17 protein-coding genes and 1 riboswitch are annotated in these 17945 nt (G+C 65.0%); of the genes, 6 read left to right on the top strand and 11 right to left on the bottom strand.

The genetic code is table 11. The annotated features are described in order from the left end of the window. Positions 1-13: 13 nt before the first annotated feature. The 8 genes from B9A23_RS06650 to B9A23_RS06615 form a co-directional block, all read right to left on the bottom strand. Complete coding sequence (locus B9A23_RS06650) at positions 14-709, bottom strand: spermine/spermidine synthase domain-containing protein (protein ID WP_084278083.1); 696 nt, start codon at positions 707-709, stop codon at positions 14-16. Positions 710-762: 53 nt separating this feature from the next. Continuing rightward, positions 763-1098, bottom strand: a complete 336-nt coding sequence (locus tag B9A23_RS06645) for a DUF6481 family protein (RefSeq protein WP_084278082.1) — start codon at positions 1096-1098, stop codon at positions 763-765. 143 nt (positions 1099-1241) lie between these two features. Beyond that, entirely contained in the window at positions 1242-2642 is a 1401-nt protein-coding gene (gene lpdA / locus B9A23_RS06640) for a dihydrolipoyl dehydrogenase (RefSeq protein WP_084278081.1), read from the bottom strand. A gap of 81 nt (positions 2643-2723) precedes the next feature. Beyond that, positions 2724-3989 (bottom strand): 2-oxoglutarate dehydrogenase complex dihydrolipoyllysine-residue succinyltransferase, encoded by a 1266-nt coding sequence (gene odhB, locus B9A23_RS06635; RefSeq protein WP_084278080.1) that lies wholly within the window; start codon positions 3987-3989, stop codon positions 2724-2726. Positions 3990-4017: 28 nt separating this feature from the next. Continuing rightward, entirely contained in the window at positions 4018-6870 is a 2853-nt protein-coding gene (locus tag B9A23_RS06630) for a 2-oxoglutarate dehydrogenase E1 component (RefSeq protein ID WP_084278079.1), read from the bottom strand. A 222-nt stretch (positions 6871-7092) separates the two neighbouring features. After that, a complete protein-coding gene (gene sucD / locus B9A23_RS06625) occupies positions 7093-7983 on the bottom strand; it encodes a succinate--CoA ligase subunit alpha (RefSeq protein ID WP_084278329.1) in 891 nt (296 codons plus the stop codon). Between the two features lie 109 nt (positions 7984-8092). Beyond that, a complete protein-coding gene (gene mdh, locus B9A23_RS06620) occupies positions 8093-9055 on the bottom strand; it encodes a malate dehydrogenase (protein WP_084278078.1) in 963 nt (320 codons plus the stop codon). A 393-nt stretch (positions 9056-9448) separates the two neighbouring features. Continuing rightward, positions 9449-9766, bottom strand: coding sequence for a hypothetical protein (locus tag B9A23_RS06615; RefSeq protein ID WP_139797364.1), 318 nt, complete (start codon positions 9764-9766; stop codon positions 9449-9451). 200 nt (positions 9767-9966) lie between these two features. Here B9A23_RS06615 and B9A23_RS06610 point away from each other — a divergent pair, with 200 nt between their 5' ends. Together B9A23_RS06610 and B9A23_RS06605 are read left to right on the top strand one after the other, a co-directional pair. After that, on the top strand, positions 9967-10299 hold the full coding sequence (locus B9A23_RS06610) for a GFA family protein (RefSeq protein ID WP_084278076.1): 333 nt from the start codon (positions 9967-9969) through the stop codon (positions 10297-10299). 71 nt (positions 10300-10370) lie between these two features. Next, positions 10371-10694, top strand: a complete 324-nt coding sequence (locus B9A23_RS06605) for a hypothetical protein (RefSeq protein ID WP_084278075.1) — start codon at positions 10371-10373, stop codon at positions 10692-10694. A gap of 70 nt (positions 10695-10764) precedes the next feature. On the opposite strand, the gene B9A23_RS06600 is transcribed toward B9A23_RS06605, so the two are convergent. Next, positions 10765-11943, bottom strand: a complete 1179-nt coding sequence (locus tag B9A23_RS06600; RefSeq protein ID WP_084278074.1) for a cell wall hydrolase — start codon at positions 11941-11943, stop codon at positions 10765-10767. Between the two features lie 180 nt (positions 11944-12123). Next, a riboswitch (cobalamin riboswitch) is annotated at positions 12124-12325 on the top strand. Between the two features lie 68 nt (positions 12326-12393). On the opposite strand from B9A23_RS06600, the gene B9A23_RS06595 reads away from it, so the two are divergent. From B9A23_RS06595 to B9A23_RS06580, 4 genes are all read left to right on the top strand, one after another. Beyond that, entirely contained in the window at positions 12394-14325 is a 1932-nt protein-coding gene (locus B9A23_RS06595; protein ID WP_084278073.1) for a TonB-dependent receptor plug domain-containing protein, read from the top strand. 71 nt (positions 14326-14396) lie between these two features. Continuing rightward, positions 14397-15278 (top strand): ABC transporter substrate-binding protein, encoded by an 882-nt coding sequence (locus B9A23_RS06590; RefSeq protein WP_254895029.1) that lies wholly within the window; start codon positions 14397-14399, stop codon positions 15276-15278. Continuing rightward, positions 15275-16237 carry a FecCD family ABC transporter permease gene (locus tag B9A23_RS06585; RefSeq protein WP_084278071.1) on the top strand — a complete coding sequence of 321 codons (963 nt, stop codon included), beginning with the start codon at positions 15275-15277 and terminating at the stop codon, positions 16235-16237. Before B9A23_RS06590 ends, B9A23_RS06585 begins: the two co-directional genes overlap by 4 nt. 64 nt (positions 16238-16301) lie before the next feature. After that, a complete protein-coding gene (locus B9A23_RS06580) occupies positions 16302-17069 on the top strand; it encodes an ABC transporter ATP-binding protein (protein WP_084278328.1) in 768 nt (255 codons plus the stop codon). A 57-nt stretch (positions 17070-17126) separates the two neighbouring features. Here B9A23_RS06580 and B9A23_RS06575 read toward each other — a convergent pair whose 3' ends face one another. Then, a complete protein-coding gene (locus B9A23_RS06575; RefSeq protein ID WP_084278070.1) occupies positions 17127-17324 on the bottom strand; it encodes a hypothetical protein in 198 nt (65 codons plus the stop codon). A 134-nt stretch (positions 17325-17458) separates the two neighbouring features. Then, a complete protein-coding gene (locus tag B9A23_RS06570) occupies positions 17459-17797 on the bottom strand; it encodes a hypothetical protein (protein WP_084278069.1) in 339 nt (112 codons plus the stop codon). Positions 17798-17945 lie beyond the last annotated feature (148 nt).

Below are 17945 nucleotides of genomic sequence, written 5' to 3'. Positions count from 1 at the left end.
ACAAATGAAAGCTTCAGGCTTTCGTCGCGAAGAAGATAACGTGATGCAGCGGCTTGCGCCCTTCGCGCGGCTCTTCGCCGGCATCGACGCTGGCCACGTCAACGGTAAAGCACGCCTGCTCCAGCAGTTCGACGAATGCCGGGTCCTCGAACGCCGACCAAACAGCCAGAATGCCGCCAGTTCGCAAGGCGCGCGCCGCCGCCGCCAGGCCATCGGGCGAATAGAGCCAGCCGTTGAGTGCGCGCGTCAGGCCTTCCGGACCATTGTCGACATCGAGCAGGATCGTGTCATAAGCATCGCGTGCCGCATCGATCAGCATCGCCACGTCATCATGGACCAGTTGCACGCGGCGGTCGTCGAGGCACCCTGCGGTCAGCCCCGCCATAGGTCCGCGCGCCCACTTGACGATTTCCGGTACGATCTCGGCCACGGTGACGTGGGCCGTCTCGTCCAGGACCTCCAGCGCCGCACGCAGCGTGAAGCCAAGGCCGTAGCCGCCGATGAGCATCTGCAGATCGGCACGGCCCGCCAGCCGCGCGCAAGTCATTTCCGCCAGTTGCACTTCCGACGCACAGACATCGGTGCTCATCAGCTCATTGCGATCGAGCAGGATGACGAAATCATCGCCGTTGCGCACCAGCCGCAGCCGCGCGCCGTCGGGCACGCGGCACGTGTCGATCAGTTCGTCACCGTCTTCGAGCTCCCACATCGGGGGAGGGGCCTGCGGCGTGGTTCCTTGAACCGGAAGGGTCGCGTCCAACCTTACTTCTTCCGCGCCTTGCGGGCGGCGTAACGGGCATCGCGAGCCGCCTTCTGCGCAGCTTCCAGTTCTTCCTGGCTCGGGGGCGGAGGGACATTGGCCTTTTCGGCGGCAATACGCGCCTTTTCGGCCTTCTCTTCCTCGCGCTTGAGACGGGCCGCCTCGCGCTTTTCCGCCTCGGCCTTTTCCTTGGCTTCGGCACGGGCAATCTTTTCGGCAAGCACTGCCGGGTCGACCGGTGCCTTCGCCTTTGCCTTCAGCGCCTCGATCGCCTTGGCGCGTGCCTCGACCGAAGCGTTGCGACGGTCGCCGAGACCGGGTTCCTTGTAACCTGCCATGTTATTCGTTTGCTTTCCTTGATCTTGGTGGCCGCTAGCAGCGTGGGGCGGCAATGTCACCCCGCTACGCTCACTTCGCCTTCGCCAAACGAAAAGGGCCGCCCCGCAGGACGGCCCCGTTCATCGGCTCCCGGCTGGGGCGATCACATGTGGATCGGCTTGCCGGTCACTGCCATCGCTGCTTCCTTCAGCGCTTCCGAATGGGTCGGGTGCGCATGGCAGGTATAGGCGATGTCTTCGCTCGTCGCGCCAAATTCCATCGCCTGCGTCGCCTGCGCGATCATGGTTCCGGCAACCGAGGCGATGCACCAAACGCCAAGCACGCGGTCGGTCTTGGCATCCGAAATCACCTTCACGAAGCCATCGGGCTCGTGGTTGGTCTTGGCGCGGCTGTTGGCGAGCATCGGGAACTTGCCGACCTTGATCTCGCCTTTTTCCTTGGCCGCCTCCTCGGTCAAGCCAACGCCCGCAAATTCAGGCATCGTGTAGACCACGCCCGGGATCAGATCGTGGTTCACGATACCGGTCAGGCCTGCGATGTTCTCGGCCACGGCAATGCCCTCGTCCTCGGCCTTGTGCGCCAGCATCGGACCCGGAATGACGTCACCGATGGCCCAGACGCCATCGACCTTGGTGGCAAAGTCGTGGTCGGTCTCGATCTGCCCGCGTGCGTTCAGCTCCAGACCGATCTTGTCAAGGCCCAGGCCATCGACATTGGGACGGCGGCCGATTGCCACCAGAACGCAGTCGGACTCGATGGTGGAAGCCTCGCCGCCCTTCGAGGGTTCGACCGTCAGCGTGGCCTTGCCACCATCGACCGCAACGCCGGTGACCTTGGTCGACAGCTTGAGGTCCATGCCCTGCTTCTTGAAGATCTTGGCGGCTTCCTTGCGCACGTCGCCGTCCATGCCGGGCAGCAACTGGTCGAGGAATTCAACAACCGTCACCTTCGCGCCCAGACGCCGCCAGACCGAACCGAGTTCAAGCCCGATCACGCCGCCGCCGATCACTACCATGTGCTCTGGCACGCGACCCAGCGCCAGCGCGCCGGTGCTGTCCACGATCACGCCGGCATCGTTGTCCACGGTCACGCCGGGCAGGGGCGTCACGCTCGAACCCGTGGCAATCACGATGTTCTTTGCCGTGACCTTCTGGCCTGCGACCATGACCGAATGCGCGTCCTCGAACGCGGCATAGCCCTTGAGCCAGGTCACCTTGTTCTTCTTGAACAGGAATTCGATGCCGCCTGTCAGGCCCTTGACCGAATCCGCCTTCTGCGCCTGCATCGCATCCAGATCGAGCTCGATTGCCCCTGTCTTGATGCCATAGCTGGCGAAGGTGCCGTTGCGCGCCTCGTCGAACTTTTCCGATCCGTGCAACAGCGCCTTGGACGGAATGCACCCGACATTGAGGCAGGTTCCGCCCAGCGTTTCACGACCCTCGGCACATGCGGTCTTCAGCCCGAGCTGTGCTGCGCGGATCGCCGCGACATAACCGCCGGGACCACCGCCGATGACAAGGACGTCGTAATCGTATTCAGCCATTTTCCGGCTCCATTATCCGTTCGTTATGCGCCAAGCTCAGCACGAACGGCTTCAGATTCAAGTCAGGTGCGCAATATCGGCTCAGAGATCGATCAGCAGGCGGGTCGGATCCTCGATCGCTTCCTTGATCGTCTTCAGTGCGGTCACGGCCTCTCGACCGTCAATGATGCGATGGTCGTAGGACAGTGCGATGTACATCATCGGGCGCACCACGATCTCGCCGTTGCGCACGACCGGGCGGTCCTCGATACGGTGCAGGCCGAGCACGGCCGACTGTGGCGGGTTGATGATCGGGGTCGACATCAGGCCGCCGAACACGCCACCGTTGGAGATGGTGAAGGTGCCGCCTGCCATGTCGGCCATGGTCAGCGTGCCATCGCGCGCGGCCTTGCCGTAGTTGGCGATCGACTTCTCGATATCGGCAAAGCTCAACTTGTCGACATCGCGCACCACCGGCACGACCAGCCCGTTAGGGGCCGAGACAGCGACCGAGATGTCGACATAGTCGAAGTAGACGATCTCATCGCCTTGGATCTGGGCATTGACCGAGGGAATGTCCTTCAGCGCCAGTACCGAAGCCTTGGCGAAGAACGACATGAGGCCCAGCTTTACGCCGTGCTTCTTCTCGAACACGTCCTTGTACTTGGCGCGCGCTTCCATCACCGCGCTCATGTCCACGTCGTTGAACGTGGTGAGCAGGGCAGCGGTTTCCTGCGCGCTCTTCAGGCGCTTGGCGATGGTCTGGCGAAGGCGCGTCATCTTGACGCGCTCTTCGTTGCGCCCGCCAGCCGGAGCGGCAGCGGGTGCTGCTGCGGGAGCCGAAACTGCCGGAGCAGGCGAGGCCTGCTTGGCCGCGGCCGCAGCCATCACGTCTTCCTTGGTCAGGCGGCCGTCCTTGCCGGTGCCCTTCACGGTCGAAGGATCGATGCCGTACTCCAGCACCGCGCGGCGAACGGCGGGCGAAAGCGCAGCAGCGTCGCCCGAGGGCGCGGCAGCCGAAGTCGCCGGAGCAGCCGGGGCGGCCGCGGGGGCGGGGGCTTCGGAAGTCGATGCGGGCGGAACCGGCGCTTCGGTGCGCGGGGCAGGGGCCTGTGCGCCTGCCGCTGCCACGCCGTCTTCGATCAGCGCGAGCAGCGCGCCCACGTTTACGGTATCGCCCTCGTTCGCCACCAGCGCGCCAAGCACGCCCGCTGCCGGAGCCGGCACTTCAACCGCGACCTTGTCGGTCTCGAGGCTGACGATGGGCTCGTCCAGCGCCACGGCTTCACCGGGCTTCTTGAGCCACTGGCCAACGGTTGCTTCGCTGACGCTTTCACCCAGCGTCGGAACCTTCACTTCAATCGACATAATTCATGTTCCTCGGGGAGAAGGAAAATCAGTTCTTCTTTTGACGGCGGATCTCGCCACGGACCGACAGGCCCAGCGCGTCGGCCACCAGTGCGCCCTGCTCGCTGGCATGGCGGCTGGCGAGGCCGGTGGCCGGCGATGCGGCAGCAGCGCGGCCGGCATAGCGCGGACGAGCCACCTTGCTGTTGGCGGCCTTGAGCGATTCCTCGATCATCGGTTCGACGAAGAACCACGAACCGTTGTTGCGCGGCTCTTCCTGGCACCACACCACTTCTTCGAGGTTCGGCATGCGCGAAAGGCGCAGGGCCAGCGGCTCGCCGGGGAAGGGGTATAGCTGTTCGAGGCGGATGATCTGCGTGTCGGTGATGCCCGCCGCATCGCGCGCCTCGATCAGGTCATAGGCGACCTTGCCCGAACACAGGATCACCTTGCGGGTGTCCTTGTCGGCTGCCGGGTTGATGTCCGACAGGATGCGCATGAAATGGCTCTCGCCCACGAAGTCCGAAGCGACCGACTTTGCCAATGGATGGCGCAGCAGGCTCTTGGGCGTCATGATGATCAGCGGCTTGCGGAACGGACGGTGCATCTGCCGGCGCAGCACATGGAAGTAGTTGGCCGGCGTGGTGATGTTGCACACCTGGATGTTGTCTTCCGCGCAAAGCTGCAGATAGCGCTCCAGACGTGCCGACGAATGCTCCGGCCCTTGGCCCTCGTACCCGTGCGGCAGCAGCATGACGAGGCCGTTGGCGCGCAGCCACTTGGCTTCGGATGCGGCAATGTACTGGTCGATCACGATCTGCGCGCCGTTGGCGAAATCGCCGAACTGCGCTTCCCACAGCACGAGGCTCTTCGGGTCGGCGCTGGCATAGCCATACTCGAAACCGAGCACGCCATATTCCGAAAGCGTGGAATCCAGCACCTCGAACGTGCCGTGCGGCAGCGTCTTGAGCGGCACGTACTTGCGCTCGTCGGTCTGGTCGACCCACACCGCGTGGCGCTGGCTGAAGGTACCGCGTCCGCAGTCCTGCCCCGAAAGGCGCACGCCATAGCCTTCGGACACGAGGCTGCCGAATGCCAGTGCCTCGCCAGTTGCCCAGTCGAAGCCCTGTCCGCTGCTGAACATCTCGCGCTTGGCGTCGATCACGCGGCCCAGCGTCTTGTGGACGGTGAGGTCTGCGGGGACCGTCGTCAGCGTACGGCCAAGGCTGTCGAACAGCTTCTGGTCGATGCCGGTCGCCACGTTGCGGCGCGCGGTTACCGGGTCTGCCGGCTTGTTGAGGCCCGACCAACGCCCGCCGAACCAGTCGGCCTCGTTGGCCTTGTAGCCCTTGGCGGCCTCGAACTCGGTTTCGAGCGTCGCGACGAAGTGGCTCTCGATCTCGCCCTTGTAATTGGCGTCGATCACGCCTTCGCCAACGAGGCGCTTGGCGTAGATGTCGCTGACGCCGGGGTGCTGGCGGATCTTCGCGTACATCAGCGGCTGCGTGAACGAAGGCTCGTCGCCCTCGTTGTGGCCGAAGCGGCGATAGCACCACATGTCGATCACGATGTCGCGGCCGAACTTCTGGCGGTAATCGATCGCCATCTTGCAGGCGAAGGTCACCGCTTCGGGATCATCGCCGTTCACGTGCAGGATCGGCGCCTGAACGCCCTTGGCCACGTCCGAGGGATACGGAGACCCGCGCGAGAATTGCGGCGAGGTCGTGAAGCCGATCTGGTTGTTGATGATGAAGTGGATGCAGCCACCGGTATTGTAGCCGCGGACGCCCGAAAGGCCGAAGCACTCCCACACGATGCCCTGGCCCGCAAAGGCAGCATCGCCGTGGATCAGCACGGGGAGCACCTGCTTGTGGCGGGCATCGGGACCCACATCGTCACCGATGTCGTCACGGAACACCTGCTGCGCACGAACCTTGCCGAGCACGATCGGATCGACCGTCTCGAGGTGCGATGGGTTGGGCACCAGGCTCATGTGCACCTTGGTCCCGTCGAACTCGCGGTCCGTGCTGGTGCCGAGGTGGTACTTCACGTCGCCCGATCCGCCCACGTCCTGCGGGTTGGCGCTGCCGCCCGAGAACTCGTGGAAGATCACGCGATAGGGCTTGGCCATCACGTTGGCGAGAACGTTGAGGCGGCCGCGGTGGGCCATGCCGTAGACGATCTCCTTGACGCCCAGCTGGCCGCCATACTTGATCACCGCTTCCAGCGCCGGGATCATCGATTCCCCGCCGTCGAGGCCGAAGCGCTTGGTGCCGACATACTTGCGGCCGAGGAACTTCTCGTACTGCTCGCCGCGCACCACGGCAGCAAGGATCGCCTTCTTGCCGTTGGGGGTGAAATCGATGCTCTTGTCGCCACCCTCGATGCGGTCCTGGATGAAGCGGCGCTCCTCCACGTCGGCGATGTGCATGTATTCGAAGCCGATGTGCCCGCAGTAGTTCGCGCGCAGGATCGCCACGAGCTCGTCGAGCGTCGCCCATTCAAGGCCGAGCACACCGCCGATATAGATCTTGCGCTTGGCATCGGCGGCGGTGAAGCCGTGATATTCAGGCGAGATGTCGGCCGGCAGCTTCTGGCGGGCAAGGCCCAGCGGATCGAGATCGGCGGCAAGATGGCCGCGCACGCGATAGGTGCGGATCAGCGTCATCGCGCGGATCGAATCCGTCGCCGCCTGTTGCAGCGCCGCTTCATCAAGCGGCGCGCCGCCTTTCTTGGCGGATTCCTTGATGGCGAGCTTTAGCGCCATCGGGTCCATCGCCTGTGTCAGGTCATCGCCGGAGGCAGCGTCCGTGATCGGCCAGCGCTTGTTCGCCCATGAAGGACCGGGCTGCGGACCTTCCTGAGCCGGATCCACGTCGAATTCGTGCAGTTCAGAACCCATCATCAACTCCTGGTCCCCCCGGGGAGGTTGGGGGCTTCGGACATTTTCCGCCCTGCAATGCAGAGCCGACCCTTCCGGCGCGAGCGCTGACGCGTTTCGCGCAAAAATCCATAACTACGGCAGGCCGCATCCGTTTCGGCCACCTACCGGAAAAGCCTGAAGCATCCGCCCGGTGGCCCCTTACGCAAGGTTGCCTATCCGGGCGGTAGCTTCTTTACGCGATCAGACGCGTTCCTTCAGCACTTCGGCCAGCGTCTCGCCGAGCAGCGACGGCGAGGACGAGACCTTGATGCCGGCGGCTTCCATTGCCGCGATCTTGCTTTCGGCATCGCCCTTGCCACCAGAAACGATGGCGCCGGCGTGGCCCATGCGGCGGCCCGGAGGCGCCGTGCGGCCCGCGATGAAGCCGGCCATCGGCTTCTTGCGGCCACGCTTGGCCTCGTCGATCAGGAACTGCGCGGCCTGCTCCTCGGCATCGCCGCCGATCTCGCCGATCATGATGATCGACTTGGTGGCTTCGTCCGCCAGGAACAGTTCGAGCACGTCGATGAAGTTGGTGCCGTTGACCGGATCGCCGCCGATGCCGACAGCGGTGGTCTGGCCAAGGCCGATGGCCGAGGTCTGGAACACGGCTTCATAGGTCAGCGTGCCCGAACGCGAAACCACGCCGACCGAGCCTTCCTTGAAGATCGAACCCGGCATGATGCCGATCTTGCACTGGTTCGGCGTCAGCACGCCGGGGCAGTTCGGGCCGATCAGGCGGCTCTTCGAACCCGAAAGCGCGCGCTTGACCTTGACCATGTCGAGCACGGGAACGCCCTCGGTGATCGCCACGATCAGCTCCATCTCGGCGTCGATCGCCTCGAGGATGGCATCGGCGCAGCCCGAAGGCGGCACATAGACGCACGAGGCAGTCGCACCGGTTGCAGCCTTGGCTTCGTGAACGGTGTCGAACTGGGGCAGGCCGATGTGGGTGGTGCCGCCCTTGCCGGGGGTGACGCCGCCAACCATCTGCGTGCCGTAATCAAGCGCAGCCTGCGTGTGGAAGCTGCCGGTCTTGCCCGTCATCCCCTGGGTGATGACCTTGGTATTCTTGTCGACGAGAATGCTCATGTCGTTCCTTTCCGTGTCTGCCACCCATCATGGCTGAATTGCACGACGGGCGGCTCGGCAGTCAGGTGGCCCCAGGGGAGGTTGGGGCGCAACTGTGTTGGTTTTGAAATCAGGCCAGCGAGCTGTCGATGCCCTTGCAGGCGTCCAGCAGTTCCTTGACCGCATCGACCGAGACCTGAAGGTTGCCCTTGGCTTCGTCGCCGAGTTCGATCTCGATCACCTGCTCCACGCCGTTCGCGCCGATCATCACCGGCACGCCGACATAAAGACCGTCAACGCCGTATTGGCCGTCGACGTAGGCGGCGCAAGGCAGGATGCGCTTCTGGTCGTTGAGGTAGGCTTCGGCCATGGCGATGCCCGAGGCGGCGGGCGCGTAAAATGCCGAACCGGTCTTGAGCAGGCCGACGATCTCGCCGCCACCCGAACGGGTGCGCTGCACGATCGCGTCGATCTTCTCCTGCGAGGACAGGCCCATCTTGACGAGGTCGGGCACCGGAATGCCGTTGACGGTCGAGTACTGGGTGACGGGCACCATGGTGTCGCCATGGCCGCCGAGCACGAAGGTGTTCACGTCGCGGATCGAGACGCCGAATTCCCAGGCCAGGAACGTGCTGAAGCGCGCCGAATCGAGCACGCCCGCCATGCCGACGACCTTGTTGTGCGGCAGGCCCGAGAATTCGCGCAGCGCCCACACCATCGCGTCGAGCGGGTTGGTGATGCAGATGACGAACGCGTCAGGCGCGTTGGCAGCAATGCCTTCGCCAACGGCCTTCATTACCTTGAGGTTGATGCCGAGCAGGTCGTCGCGGCTCATGCCCGGCTTGCGGGCAACGCCTGCGGTCACGATGATCACGTCCGCGCCGGCAATGTCGGCATAGTCGTTGGTGCCGGTGATCTTGGCGTCGAAGCCTTCGACCGGCCCGCACTGCGACAGGTCGAGCGCCTTGCCCTGCGGCACGCCTTCGACCACGTCGAACAGGACGATGTCACCCAGTTCCTTCTGGGCGGCGAGGTGGGCAAGCGTGCCCCCGATATTGCCTGCGCCGATCAGCGCGATCTTCTTGCGTGCCATGCTCTACGGTCCTTTCCCGTTCGCGGGGACAAGCATACAAAAATGCCAGCAGAGCTTTCACCCACATCCTTCCCGTGCCCCGCGAGACAGGAAAGTTCTGGCAGAATGACCTGGCGGCCCTAAGCCCCTGCGCAGACGAATGCAACCGCGAAAAACGGCTAGTTTCGGGGTTTTTGCGATAACAGTTCGCAATAGCAAAAAGGGGGAGGGCATAGGCTTGGTGCTGTCGAGAATGCTGCTAGCGTTAGCCAGCGAAAATCCGAAGCCTGCGTCTTTGCAAGCGCTTCTGCCATCACTGGACAAGCCCGGATGCCAGTCTATCCGAACAGCAAAAAGCCCCGGCGTTTCCACCGGGGCTCCCTTTTTGTTTTCCTCTCCGCAAACCTTGGCGGCTCAGCGCTGGCGGCGCCTCTCCTGCACGAAGTCGCGGGCCATGCGTCGGTCGAGAGTCGCGCAGACTTCCACCCAGAATTCCACGCGGCCCGGTTCGTCGCCGCGTTCGGCAATCACGGCCGCATCGCGGGCGCGGGCCGCAGCGGAAAAGCCGTGCGCGGCAAAGAGTCGCAGCGCCGTGTCGAGCGCTTCGCCACGCTGCGCCCACGAGCCGCTCCAGACGTCGGCATTGTCATTCACCGCCCGCAGGTGTCGGCCCAGGATCGGGCGCGAAAGGCAGGGGGAAATGATACCGTAACGGGGCGCAAAACGCAGCATGGGACCTCTTTGTTTTCTCACGGCGATGCCGCTTTCCACGGCACTGCCATAGGACCGCCTGCGCTAAGAGTGTGTGTGATGACACGGTAAAGGAACGACTAACCATTCGTCCTGAAACGATTTTGCGACGGATGGAGCGTGTTGGCGGCATTTGCCTTTCGCCGCTTGCAGCAAAATCCCGGTCTGGGGTAGCAAAGGCCATGGCTGTCATGGGAAGCTGTCATTGCGGCAAAGTTCGGATCGAGGCGCCCCACATGCCGGTGTGGGTCGCAGACTGTAACTGCTCGCTCTGCCGCCGCACCGCCTGGCGCACCGCCTATTACCCGCCCGAGACCGTGCGTATCACCGGTGAGACCAAGGCCTACATCTGGGGCGACCGCATGATAGGTATCCACCACTGCCCCACCTGCGGATGCGGCACGCATTGGGAAACTCTGGATGAAGACTTTGGCAAGATGGGCGTCAATGCCCGGTTGCTGGATGGGTTCGATGAAGCTGCGATCGAAGTGCGCGAGTTCGACAATCGCGGGTAGGGGCGGCGGTGAGTTCGAATGGCCACTTGCGCCCACTTGCGGACGCCTGAACGCCATGTCAGACAACGCCAATGCCCAACGAGAACATCACGACGCTTAAAGGGCTTTGGCTGGCGAAAATCTGGATTGTTGCTCCGGCCCTCGTAATGATTCTAGTTGCAGCACTGGTGGGTGAAGGTGACTACCTAGTCCCCTTCATGGGAGTTCTCTGGATTTTTTGTTTCACGTTCGGGCAGAATATGAGACGCCGCGCCGCAATTGGGACTGTTCGCAGATCTGCTGGATTCCACATCAGCTTTTGGTCGGGGATACTCGCCGCCGTGATGTTCTTGGTCACTGCCGCCACTATAGCAGACGGCCAATGGCGCTATGAACGACCTGCTTGGCTGGGTTAGGCGAGTCAGCTTTCCACCAATCCCGGTCTTTACGCCGAACTCTGATCAGGCCCATAAGCGGCTTGCCGCATCAAGCACCCGGCTGCGCGATCCACTTGTTGGCGTTCTCATACCCCGGCAGCACCGAACCGCTGCCTGAAACCGGTGCGCCCGCCTTCACCCCTGGCAGCACCTGCGGCCGAACCAGGCTCTGCTGCGGCACTGGCGGAACCGCAGCCGCCGGACCAACCGCAGCCGCAGGAGCAACCGTCGCCGCCGCAACCGGAGCCGCAATCCGCCCTGCCTCGAACGCTTTCTCCAGCGCCAGCGGATCGGCAATGTCGGTGGGCGAGGGCGTCCACGTGCGTGGATGGGGTGCGGCAATCGGCTCTCCGCCGAAGTAGCGCGCCGTAAACGCCGCCGGACGACCCGCCGCACCGGCCCAGCTATAGAAACGGTGCGCGCCGATTGTGCCGATGAAGCTCAGGCTCGGCGCCCAGTAGGGATGCACCGCCGTCGTATGATAATGCGTCGCCAGTCCCACCGGCGCATAGACGTACCCGGCCAGTGCATCGGCGGCGACGCGCCGCGCCCGGTCCCAGAACGCCTTCATCGGCTTCCTTGCCAGCGATCCGTCGCAGGCGAACGAGAACTGGCATCCCGGCCGTTCGGACCCCTGATAGACCACGCCGCACACCGTGTTCGGCCAGGCCGGATGGGCCACGCGGTTGAGCACGACTTGCGCCACCGCGCGCTGGCCGCCGTCAGGCTCGCTCGCCGCCTCGTAGTATATCGCCGCTGTCAGGCACTGGAGCGCGCGCCAGCGATCCTCGCCGCTACCGGCCGCCATGACCGGGCGTGCTGAGCCGATATCCGCGTCGGACCGGCTCTGGTCCCACTTGGCCTGCGCTTCGGTCGGCGCGATCAGGCCGCTGTCGCTGGTGTCGAGCCAGTAGAAGGCCGAGCCGGGAAAGCTGTCGCCCCCGCGCTCGAACGGCTGCAGGTCTGCCATCCGGTTGCGAGCCATGGCGGCATGGACGCCGCCCGGCTCGCCCCAGCCGGTCGGGCCGAGCAGCACTGCCAGAAGACCGAACATCGCCACCCCGCCCAGCCGCTGCCGGATAAGCGACGGCGCCCGCAGCGCGCGCCGGATCGAGCGCATGTCGCGCCGCCGGATGCGCGCATGAAAGTCGCGCGGCCGCAGGTCGCCAGCCGCCATCGCCGCCATGCTGGGCAGTTCGATCGGCTTGTAGGCGAGCTCTAGCGGCATCGGGCAGTGCTGAATCCTGAATATGCTCAATTGCGCTAACGCCTTGCGCTGCCTTGCGCACGGACGCATTTCCCGTTGTCCCGATGCGGCACAGCCCCCTTCGATCCGGTTAACCCGCCGGATCGGTCCTTCCCCAAAGTGCATGTCCTGTCTTGCAGCGCGGCAACGTTCCCGCTAGTTGCCGCCGCCGACGCCAACGGTGCCCGGTAACACGGGCTAAGAGGGAAGCCGGCTTCAATCCGGCGCTGCCCCCGCAACTGTAACCGGAGAGCGCGCTGTCCAGAGATGCCACTGGTGCCGGATTCGATCCCCGGCGCTGGGAAGGCGGGCAGCGGGCGATGACCCGGGAGCCAGGAAACCTGCCGATGGTAGTCGTTCCGCGGCCGGGCGGGGTGTACCGGGCGCACGCGACGAGGCGCGCCTTTTTCATGGCCCAGCGCACCTCTCGCCATGGACGGCAGCAACCGTTCGTGGCCGGAGTTGCGTCCTGTGAAGAAGTACCTGCTTTCCGTTTCCGCCCTCACTCTCGCAGCGCCCGCCTTTGCGCAAGACGCCGACGATGTCGTGGTGGCTGACTACAAAGTTGACCCGGCGTCGATCACCGTAATCGCCACCGGCAGCGAAACGCCGCTCGCCAAGACCGGCCAGCCCGTCACCGTCATCACCGCCGCCGAAATACAGTCCATCCAGGGCCCGGACATCACCCGCGTCCTCGAACGCGTCCCCGGCCTGACTGTCACCCGCAACGGCGGCCCCGGCAGCTTCACCGGCGTGCGCTTGCGCGGCTCGGATGCAGAGCAGGTTCTCGTCCTCGTCGACGGCGTCCGCCTCGAAGACGTCTCGGCCCCCTCGGGCGGGTTCGACTTCGGCACGCTCACCCCCGGCGGCATCGAGCGCATCGACGTCCTGCGCGGTTCCAACTCGATCGTCTGGGGCAGCGCCGCCATCGGCGGCGTGATTGCCGTCCAGTCGCGCGATCTCAACGGGGCCGAAGCCAGCGCCGAATACGGCGCCAACGACAGTTGGACCGCCGATGCCGCTGCGGGCCTCTCGTCCGACCTTGGCGCGCTCACCCTCAACGGTGGCTACAGCCGCAGCGACGGTGTCTCTGCCGCAGCCGCCGGTACCGAGCCTGACGGCTTCCGCCAGTGGCGCGTCGGCGGCCGCGGTCGCCTGAACGTGACGCAGGATCTCGCGATCGTCGCCACCGCCCGCTACGCCGACACCCGCACCGACATCGACGGTTTTGGCCCGCCCACCTACAGCGTGTTCGGCGATACCCCCGAATACCAGACCACCCGCCAGGCCTCGGGGCGCGTCGGCCTGCGCTACGTCAGCACCAATCTCGCGCTGAACACCGGCTTCGCCCTGTCCGACACCAGGCGCGACTATTTCGACCCGACCTTCGGCAACGATCCATCCTATGGCTACAAGGGCCGCTCCGAACGCGTCGATCTCACCGGTCGCCTGAAGCTCCCCGCCGATTTCACGCTGGATTTCGGCGGCGACAGCGAATGGACCCGCTTCTCCAGCACCTTCGACGCCGAAGCCAAGGCCAACCTGACCAGCGGCCACGCCCTGCTCGGCTGGAGCACTGACCGCGCCAGCCTCGCTGCCGGCGTTCGCGTCGACGATCACAGCCGGTTCGGCACGGCATGGACCTTCGGTGCCAACGGCTCGTTCGAACTGGTCGAAAACCTCCGCCTGCGGGCCAGCTACGGCGAAGGCTTCAAGGCCCCGACGCTCTACCAGTTGCTTTCCGACTACGGCAATGCCGCGCTCAATCCCGAACGCAGCAAGTCCTATGACGCCGGCCTCGAATGGGGCGCATCCTCTGGCCAGATCCACGCCGCCGTCAGCGTATTCCGCCGCGACAGCCGCAACCTGATCACCTTTGTCTCGTGCGCCAGCCTCAATGCCTGCGCCACGCGCCCCTTCGGCCTCTACGACAATGTCGGCCTCGCCCGCGCCCAGGGCGTCGAAGCCGAACTCGGTGCGCGTCCCACCGATACGCTCCACCTGCAGGCGGCCTACACCTACCTCGAAACCGAGAACCGCACCCCCGGCAACGCCAATCGCGGCAAGGACCTTGCCCGCCGTCCTGCCCACGCGCTCACCCTGTCGAGCGACTGGACATCTCCGCTCGCAGGCCTCACCCTCGGAGCGGACCTGCGCCTTGTGGGAGACAGCTTTGACAATGCGTCGAACACCCGCCGCCTCGATGGCTACGCGCTGACGACCGTGCGCGCGAGCTTCCCCCTGACGGAGAAGGTCGAGCTATACGGCCGCGTCGAGAACGTCTTCGACGAGCAATACCAGACCGTTGCCGACTACGGCACCTGGGGCCGCTCTGCCTTCGTCGGCATCCGCGCCCGGTACTGATGGCAACGCGCGCTCCCAAGGCGCCGCGCACTCTGTGCCCCATCCTCGGTCGGGGATGGGGAAGGGGGTTGGTGTTGCTCGCAGCGTCCCTGACCGCCGGCTGCATCCCCCAAGGCAAGGCCACCCCCGAACCTCGCACCTTTGCGCATCCCACGATTGTCAGTCTCAATCCCTGCACCGATGCAATCCTTGCCGAAGTAGCGGATACTGCGCAGATTCTTGCCATCTCGCATTACAGCAAGGACCCGCGCTCGGCGTCGATGGACGGTCGCCTCGCCAGCGCGCTCCCGGCCACGCGCGGCACGGTGGAGGAAGTCCTCGCGCTGAAGCCCGATCTCGTGCTTGGCAGCACCTTCATCGATCCTGCCACTGCCAGCGCATACAAGCGCCTCGGCCTGCGTCTCGAAACCCTTGGCATGGCCAGCACGGTCGAGGCCAGTCGTGACCAGATCCGCAAGATCGCTGCGCTGTCCGGCCACCCTGATCGCGGCGAGGCACTGATCGCGCGTATGGACTCGGCGCTCGCCGCTGCTGCGCCGCCGGCGGGTTCACGGCCGATCCACACCGTCGTCTGGCAATCGGGCGGTATGGTCCCCGGTGATGGCACCCTGATCGCCGATCTCCTGCGGCGCACGGGATTTGCCAACTTCGCCGCCGCGCGCGGTCTGGGCCAGGCTGATCTGCTCCCGCTGGAGAGGATGCTTGCCGATCCGCCCGATCTGATCCTTGTCGCCGGGCAGACCGCTGAAACCGGAAGGGGCGATGATCGCGTGTTGTCTCATCCGGCGCTGGATGCGCTGAAGACGACCCGCCGCGCCAGCCTGAATCCGAGGCTGCTCTACTGCGGCGGCCCCACGCTGGTTGCCGCTGCCCAAAGACTCGCACAAGTGCGCAATTCCTTCCACACAAGGCCAGGGGGACCATCGCGTTTGGTGGAGCGACTCTCGCGATGACCCGCCCCGTCATCCTGCTGCTTGCCGCCCTTGCGTTCGCCCTTCCGATCTCGCTTCTTGCAGGTCAGGTGTGGATCGATCCGTTCGGCCCGCCAGTCCCCAACGCCACGACGATCCTCATGGAACTGCGCTTGCCTCGCGCCTTGCTTGCTCTTGTGCTCGGCTCAGGCCTTGGCGCAGCGGGCGCGGCCATGCAGGGCTATCTGCGCAACCCGCTGGCAGATCCCGGCCTGTTCGGCATCGCTCCTGCTGCTGCTCTGGGCGCCGTTCTGTCGTTCTACTCAGGTTATGAGTCACAGGGCGTCACCCTGCCTCTGTTCGCCCTTGTCGGTGCCGCCAGCGCGATGGCCTTGCTGGCGCTGATCGCAGGCCGCAGTGGCGGGATCACCCTGTTCACGCTGGCCGGCATGATGATCGCCAGCCTGGCTGGCGCTCTCACCAGCCTCGCCATCAGCCTTGCGCCCAATCCATTCGCCTTGTCCGAGATCGTGACCTGGCTGATGGGCGCTCTGGCTGACCGCGGGTGGCACGAAGTGCGCCTTGCAGCGCCCCTCACGCTGCTCGGTCTTGTCGGTTTGTGGCGGGCCGGCCCCGCGCTCGATGCTCTGGCGCTGGGCGAGGCGGCGGCGCGCTCGCTCGGGGTGGAACCTGCCCGGCTGCTTGGGTTGATGATCTGCTCCATCGGCCTGATCGTCGGCAGCGGCGTTGCCGTCGCAGGGATGATCGGCTTCGTCGGTTTGATGGTGCCGCATTTCGTCCGGCCGTTCACCGATCAGCGCCCTTCTGCCACGCTCGTGCCCTCCGCGCTTGCCGGTGCGCTGCTGCTGCTCGCCGCAGATTGCCTCTGCCGTGTCCTTCCCCTCCAAGGCGGAGAACTGCGGCTTGGCATCGCGCTGAGCCTGGCTGGTTCGCCCTTCTTCCTGCGCCTTCTGCTCAAGCTGCGAAGGAACCTTGCATGAGCATTCCCGATTGCCTGTCGCGATCACGGCGCCCGATGGAATCACGGCGCACGATGGAATCGCCGTGCTAGAGGCGCTCGGTCTCACGGTCGCCCGGCGTCTGCAGAACGTAACCGTGCAATTCCAGCCGGGAACGGTCACTGCCATCGTCGGCCCCAATGGCGCGGGCAAATCCACGCTGCTCGCGGCGCTGGCAGGGCTCGTGCGGCCGGACAGCGGCACCGTAACGCTGGTCAGTACGCCGATAAACCAGTTGCTGCCACAGGAACGTGCACGCCGCCTTGGTTACCTGCCGCAATCGGGCGAAGTGGCGTGGAATCTCTCTGTCCGCACGCTGGTCGGCCTTGGGCGCCTGCCGCATCGGTCCGGGCCAGACGCCGATGCTCTTGCAGTGGCTGGCGCGCTGGCCACGATGCAACTCGAACCGCTGGCCGAACGAACACTGTCCTCGCTCTCGGGCGGTGAGCGCGCGCGCGCGCTGCTTGCTCGCGTCCTTGCCACGCAGCCGCACTGGATATTGGCCGATGAACCGCTTGCGGCGCTTGATCTTGCCCACCAGCAGTCGCTGGTCCAGCGTCTGCGCTCACTTGCGGGACGCGGTTTTCACACGAACGGTTCCGGCGCGGAGAGAGGGGGGAGGGGGATCGTCCTGGTCGTGCATGATCTGGCTCTGGCAATGAACCACGCCGATCATGTCGTCGTGCTGAATCGCGGGCAGGTCATGGCGCAAGGCCGCCCGGAAAAGGCCCTGTCGGAAGCCGTGATCCGCGATGTCTGGGGTCTTGATGCGCGGTGGCTGGGTGAACCGGGCCACATGGCTCTGGGATTCTGAAATCCCTTGCAAGACCCCCGCCGTGGCGCGGGTGGATGCAATCAGGTCAATTTCGGGTCACGCCGCAAGCACGGGTTTCGCATCGTCTTCATGACGATGTTCGGTCAGGGCCGCGGCGAAGTCGGCGGCGAAGCGCGCTGCAAAGCTTTCGCGCACCTGCAGCGAGATCGCCGGCCGATCCTCGCGCGCGTTGGCGCTGCGGCAGAACAGGCTCTGCGCTGGCGGCTGGCGATGATCGAGGATCTCGGCGGACATTGCGAAATCGAACCTTGTTTGCGGGCAGGGACTAACTTTCGAAAGGCCTGCTAGCAAAATTTCGCAATGCGCAATTGTATGGTTTCGACAAAGTTACGATTCAGACCGACAAAATGTCGAGGTCTTGCACGGCCTCAACGTGCGCAATATTCGTAGTGCCCCGCACGGCAAGCTGCCACCGCACGCCGCCACTGCGCCATGCGATCCTCGTACTCGCGCTGTGCCTGCGCGTAATCGTCGGCCCGCTCGTCGCGACCGCCGCTGCGCCATTGCGCCCAACCTTCGGCATAGCGGGCATCGCGCTCGCGCACGCGGGCCAGTTCCTGCTGGTTGAGCTTGCGGATGATCGCGCGGTCCCGCTCGCGCGCGGCTTGCGTGCGCATCTGCGGGTCATAGGGATCGTCGGCCAGTGCCACACCCGGCGCCACCACCAGCCCAAGCGCCAGCGCGCCGCACATCGTCCGCAAGTTCATCGTTCTGAGACCCTCATGTTATTCCAGTGTCATCCTGCGGATCGTGGGCGGCGACAATCCACATTGCGGCGAGGCGTTTTCAGCCGGTCGCAGCCGCTGTCCTGCTCGTCGCGGATCGGGCTGCCGCGGCGAAACCCCCGACCCCCAA

Origin of the sequence: Novosphingobium sp. B1 (assembly GCF_900176395.1) — a bacterium.
In the GTDB taxonomy this organism is placed as follows: domain Bacteria; phylum Pseudomonadota; class Alphaproteobacteria; order Sphingomonadales; family Sphingomonadaceae; genus Novosphingobium.
Note: the sequence above shows the minus strand (reverse complement) of the source record. Positions and strands in the feature narration are given on the sequence as shown.